Origin of the sequence: Acidovorax sp. HMWF018, from assembly GCF_003061035.1 — a bacterium.
Taxonomy (GTDB): Bacteria; Pseudomonadota; Gammaproteobacteria; order Burkholderiales; family Burkholderiaceae_C; genus Acidovorax; species Acidovorax delafieldii.
Genome location: NZ_QAIM01000077.1, coordinates 1 through 5002 on the forward strand (window position 1 = coordinate 1; position 5002 = coordinate 5002).

The 5002-nt window shown below is 65.8% G+C and carries 5 protein-coding genes; 4 read left to right on the plus strand and 1 reads right to left on the minus strand.

What is annotated here, in order from left to right; all coding sequences use genetic code 11:
• The 4 genes from DBR23_RS02810 to DBR23_RS02825 form a co-directional block, all read left to right on the plus strand.
• Positions 1-464, plus strand: a 464-nt coding sequence (locus tag DBR23_RS02810) for an SDR family oxidoreductase (protein ID WP_146191207.1), incomplete at its 5' end; no start/stop codon positions are given.
• 70 nt (positions 465-534) lie between these two features.
• On the plus strand, positions 535-2235 hold the full coding sequence (locus DBR23_RS02815; protein ID WP_108497247.1) for a long-chain fatty acid--CoA ligase: 1701 nt from the start codon (positions 535-537) through the stop codon (positions 2233-2235).
• 106 nt (positions 2236-2341) lie between these two features.
• On the plus strand, positions 2342-3502 hold the full coding sequence (locus tag DBR23_RS02820) for a serine hydrolase (protein WP_108497248.1): 1161 nt from the start codon (positions 2342-2344) through the stop codon (positions 3500-3502).
• A 310-nt stretch (positions 3503-3812) separates the two neighbouring features.
• Positions 3813-4355, plus strand: a complete 543-nt coding sequence (locus tag DBR23_RS02825; RefSeq protein ID WP_108497249.1) for a shikimate kinase — start codon at positions 3813-3815, stop codon at positions 4353-4355.
• Positions 4356-4507: 152 nt separating this feature from the next.
• Here DBR23_RS02825 and DBR23_RS30220 read toward each other — a convergent pair whose 3' ends face one another.
• Positions 4508-4870 (minus strand): hypothetical protein, encoded by a 363-nt coding sequence (locus tag DBR23_RS30220; RefSeq protein WP_146185468.1) that lies wholly within the window; start codon positions 4868-4870, stop codon positions 4508-4510.
• Positions 4871-5002: the final 132 nt, after the last annotated feature.

Consider the following 5002-nt stretch of genomic DNA (forward strand, 5'->3'; position numbering starts at 1 on the left):
CCGAGGACTACCCCGACGCCGCCTGGCACAAGGTGATGGACTTGAACGTGAGCGCGCCGTTCTTCCTGTCGCGCGAAGTGGGCAAGCGCTGCATGATCCCGCGCGGCAAGGGCTCGATCATCGTCACGGCCTCGGTGGCCGCGCTCAAGGGCACGCCCCCGGGCATGAACACCATTGCCTACAACACCTCCAAAGCCGCCGCGCTGCACTTTGCGCGCACGCTGGCGTCCGAATGGGGGCACTACGGCGTTCGCGTCAATGCGATCTGCCCCGGCTTCTTCCCCAGCAAAATGGCCAGCGGCCTGATTGAAAAGCTGGGCCCTGCGATGATCGAGCGCACGCCCCTGCGCCGCATTGGCGGCGAAGAGGACCTCAAAGGCGCGGTGGTGTTCCTGGCGTCCAACGCCTCGCGGCACATCACGGGCGAGTCCATCGTGGTGGATGGTGGCGCTAGCTTGATTTAACGCCCCCTGGGGCGCGACCTGCTTCGTCAGGTCTGCGCCCCGCACGAACCAACCCAGAGTGCCGTAACCCATGTCCGACCGCCACCTCGCCCATTGGCCGCCCGGCCTGTCTCGCCACCTCACGCTGCCGCAGACCCATCTGTTCCACAACGCCGAGGTGTCGGCCGCGCGTTACCCGGACAAGCCTTTTCTGGTGTTCTACGACACGCTGGTGACCTTCCGGCAGTTCCAGCAGCAGGCGGAGCACATTGCGGGCTTCTTGCAGCAGGTGTGTGGCGTGAAGGCGGGCGACCGGGTGCTGCTGTACATGCAGAACAGCCCGCAGTGGATCCTGGCGTTCTACGGCATCCTGCGCGCCAACGCGGTGGTGGTGCCGGTGAACCCCATGAACCGCACCGACGAGCTGCGCCACTATGTGCACGACAGCGGCGCGACCGTGGCCTTTGTGCCGCAGGACCTGCATGCACAGGCCCAGCCGCTGGTGGATGTAGCGGGCGAAGAGTCTGGTGAGGGCAAGCTCCAGCACCTCATCGTGGCCGCGTACAGCGACTACCTGCAGGTGCCCACCGACCTGCCCGTGCCCGCTTTCGTGTCGGCACCGCGCCAGGCCATTGATGCCCCGGGCGTCACGCTGTGGAGCGACATGCTCGCGCAGCAGCGCACCCCCGGCCCCATCACCACCGGGCCGGACGACCTGTGCGTGATGCCCTACACCTCGGGCACCACGGGCCACCCCAAAGGCTGCATGCACACGCACCGCAGCGCCATGAGCACGCTGGTGGGCGGAGTGCAGTGGTTTGCGCGCACGCAGGATTCGACCTACCTCGCGGTGCTGCCGCTGTTCCACGTCACCGGCCTATCGGGCAGCATGAACGGCCCGCTGTTTGTGGGCGCCACCGTGGTCGTGCTGCCGCGCTGGGACCGTGACGCGGCCGCCCAGCTCATCCAGCGCTACCGGGTCACCATCTGGCAGGCCATCTCGACCATGGTGGTGGACTTTCTGGCCAACCCGCGCATTGCCGACTACGACATCAGCAGCATCCAGGCCATACGCGGCGGCGGCGCGGCCATGCCCAAGGCCGTGGCGCAGCAGCTGAAGGACCTGACCGGACTGGACTACGTGGAGGGCTACGGCATGTCCGAAACCATGGCCGCCACCCACATCAACCCGCCCCACCACCCCAAGCCGCAGTGCCTGGGCATCCCGGTGTTCGACGTGGATGCGCGCGTGGTGGACCCAGCCACCTTTACCGAACTGCCACCGGGCGAGATTGGCGAGATCGTGGTGCATGGCCCGCAGGTCATGCTGGGTTACTGGAACAACCCGCAGGCCACGGCCGACAGCTTTATCACGCTGGACGGCAAGCGTTTTCTGCGCACGGGCGACCTGGCGCAGGTGGACGAGGACGGTTACTTCTTCATGGTGGACCGGCTCAAACGCATGATCAACGCCTCGGGCTTCAAGGTCTGGCCCGCCGAGGTCGAGGCCATGATGTACGCCCACCCTGCGATCCAGGAGGTGTGCGTGATCGCCGCCCACGACGAGCGCCGGGGCGAGACGGTGAAGGCCCTGGTCGTGCTGCGCGACGCCTTCAAGGGCCAGGTGAGCGAGCAGTCCATCATCGACTGGAGCCACGAACACATGGCCGCCTACAAAAGCCCACGCATCGTGCAGCTGGTGGACAGCCTGCCCAAGTCCGGCACGGGCAAGGTGCAATGGCGCGAACTGCAGGAGCAAGAGCGCAGCCGTGCCGCTGACACGGAGTCCTGAGCCCCATTAAAAGGTCTACCCCATGCGCTCTTTTTTTGATAGCTATCAGCGCAATATGCACTAGCGCTACCGGCCCAAATTGCCTCAAAACCCTCCTCCAGCCGCCATGAACCCCTCTGCCCTCGCCCGCCTGCGCTCTGTGCTGCAAACCCATGTGGACCAGGGCCTGCTGCCCGGTGCCGTGGCCCTCATCCACCACCAGGGCCACACCGTGCTGCACACGGCCGTGGGCCACCAGCGCCCGCCCAGCGCCGAGTCGGCAGTGCCCGCGATGGCGCCCGACACGGTGTTCCGCATCTATTCCATGACCAAACCCATCGCCTCGCTGGTGGCGATGATGCTCATGGAAGAAGGCCGCCTGCTGCTGTCGCACCCCGTGTCGCACTACCTGCCCGCGTTTGCAGGCCAGCGCGTGTACGACGAAGCCACCGGCACCACCACCCCGGTGCAACGCGAGGCCACGGTGCACGACCTGCTGCGCCACACCGCCGGCCTGAGCTACGCGTGGGAGGCGGGCACCGTGCCCGACGCCTACCGCGCGGCGCGCATCGGCTCGCGCCGCCACAGCAACGCCGAACTGGCCGCCGCGCTGGGCCCCTTGCCCCTGGTCCACCAGCCCGGCACCCGCTGGGAATACAGCCGCGCCACCGACGTGCTGGGCGCGGTGCTGGAGGTGATTGAGGGCGAAAGCCTGGGCGCCCTCCTGCAACGCCGCGTGTTTGGCCCGCTGGGCATGCACGACACGGGCTTTTCGGTGCCTGCCGCGCAGCAGCACGGCCTGGCCGAAGCCTTTGAGCGCGACCCGCAGACCGGGCTCGGCATGCCACTGATCGACGTGACCGCACCGCCCGTGTTCGAGTCGGCCGGTGGCGGGCTGGTGTCTACCGCCAGCGACTACGCGCGCTTCCTGCAGCTCATGCTGGGCCGGGGCACGGCCCCCGGGCCCGATGGCCTTGGCGCCCCCGTGCGCCTGCTGGGCCGCGCCACGGTGGACTTCATGACCGCCGACCACCTGGGTAGTCTGCCTGTGGCAGGCGACATCCTGCCCACCGGCTACGGTTTTGGCCTGGGCGTGGCCGTGCGCACCGCCACCGGCCAGGCCACCCGCCCTGGATCGGCCGGGCACTACAGCTGGAGCGGCCTGGGCGGCACCTTCTTTTTTGTGGACCCTGCGGAAGACCTGTTCGCCATCCTGCTCACCCAGGCGCCCGGCCAGCTGCGGTACCTGTGCGAGCTGTACCCGGCGTTGGTGTATGCCGCGCTGTGATTAGCCCCACCCACTGAGCGCACGCCACCGCGCAGCCGCCAGAGACGGCAGCTCTTCAGGCCGTCCAAGCCTGCGCAGGCAGGCTTGGAGCCGCGTCCCTCAGCCCCCCGCTTCGCGCTGGGCGCGGGCAGGGGGACGACGCCCTCGCTGCGGGGCGGCCCTTGCTCGGCGTCCCTCGCTGGGGTCGCGCCAGTTGCAATCGCTGCGCATGGCAACAGGGCCCCGGCTTACACTCAACGCCCAGTTACGGCACGCGAAACAGCCCCATCCGCAGTACGCAGGCCCTCCCCCAGACCTCTTTTTTGAACCTATGCAGATTCGCTGCGCACTGGTCGGCATGCCCGGCTCGGGCAAATCCACCGTCGGCCGGCAACTGGCCCACCGGGCGGGTGTGCCCTTCATCGACCTGGACCACCGGCTGGAACAGACCCTGGGCACCACCATCCGCAGCTTCTTCGAGGTTGAAGGCGAAGCCCGCTTCCGTGACATCGAATCCCAGGTGCTGGCCGACGTGGCCCAGCAGCCCGGCGGCATGGTGCTCTCCACCGGCGGCGGCGCCGTGCTGCGCCCCGAGAACCGCGAGGTGCTGCGCCAGTTCGGCAATGTGCTGTACTTACGCGCCTCGCCCGAAGAAATCTTCAAGCGCGTCAAACACGACAAGACCCGCCCCCTGCTGCAAGGCGGCAACCCCATGGACAAGCTGCGCGACCTCTACGCCCAGCGCGACCACCTGTACCGAGAAACCGCCCACTACGTGATCGAGACCGGGCGACCTTCGGTGCACACGCTGGTCAACATGGTGATGATGCAGTTGGAGATGGCGGAGAGTGCGGGTGGGGCGGACCCGGGCTAAAGCGAAAAATGCCTTGGTGCAACCCTGATCAAAGGGCTTAGGCGATTTTGGAATGGGTCAGGCACGGACAACCCACCGCGGCCATGCATCCGCATGCGTCCTGCCTAGCGGAGAAAACGCCCCCCATTGAGCAGCAGGTCGTCTGGCCTCACTCAACAGATATTGCCGCCGATGCTTTTCCCGTCTTTCAGATCAAAGCCGAAATAGCAGCTGTAGTCGGATGGGGAATAGCGAATGCACTGAAGGCGGTCACGGACTCTTGCACGCGTTTTCGGGTCGGACCCACACTCACTCTTCACGTCGGGCCCCATGCGGTCAAACAAGTCGCGTGCAGCTCTACCCTGCACATGGAATGACACTTTGGCGTCTTGGGCTGTGGGTGCTGCTGGATCGCCCAAACCTCCAGAGTAAATTGCCATTTGCGCATTGACTGGCTTGAATTCAAATGCCCAGTCTGCGGCTATCGCGCCTGCACACATAAGCAATACTCCGATAACCGCAACACCTTTTCTCATTCCTCAGCCTTTACTTGTTTATATAGAAACATGGAGTATTTATCTTGGCCCGTGGCAGCACTTATTAATGAAACGCAACCAGTCGCCCGAAATCAATACTCGGGAATGATCAAATTCGCACTTCCACATGCA

What these genes read in the sequence shown, in the direction of transcription:
- DBR23_RS02820 (WP_108497248.1), top strand. Translation starts at nt 2,342, where the DNA reads ATGAACCCCTCTGCCCTCGCCCGCCTGCGCTCTGTGCTGCAAACCCAT.
- DBR23_RS30220 (WP_146185468.1), bottom strand. Translation starts at nt 4,870, where the DNA reads ATGAGAAAAGGTGTTGCGGTTATCGGAGTATTGCTTATGTGTGCAGGC.
- DBR23_RS02815 (WP_108497247.1), top strand. Translation starts at nt 535, where the DNA reads ATGTCCGACCGCCACCTCGCCCATTGGCCGCCCGGCCTGTCTCGCCAC.
- DBR23_RS02825 (WP_108497249.1), top strand. Translation starts at nt 3,813, where the DNA reads ATGCAGATTCGCTGCGCACTGGTCGGCATGCCCGGCTCGGGCAAATCC.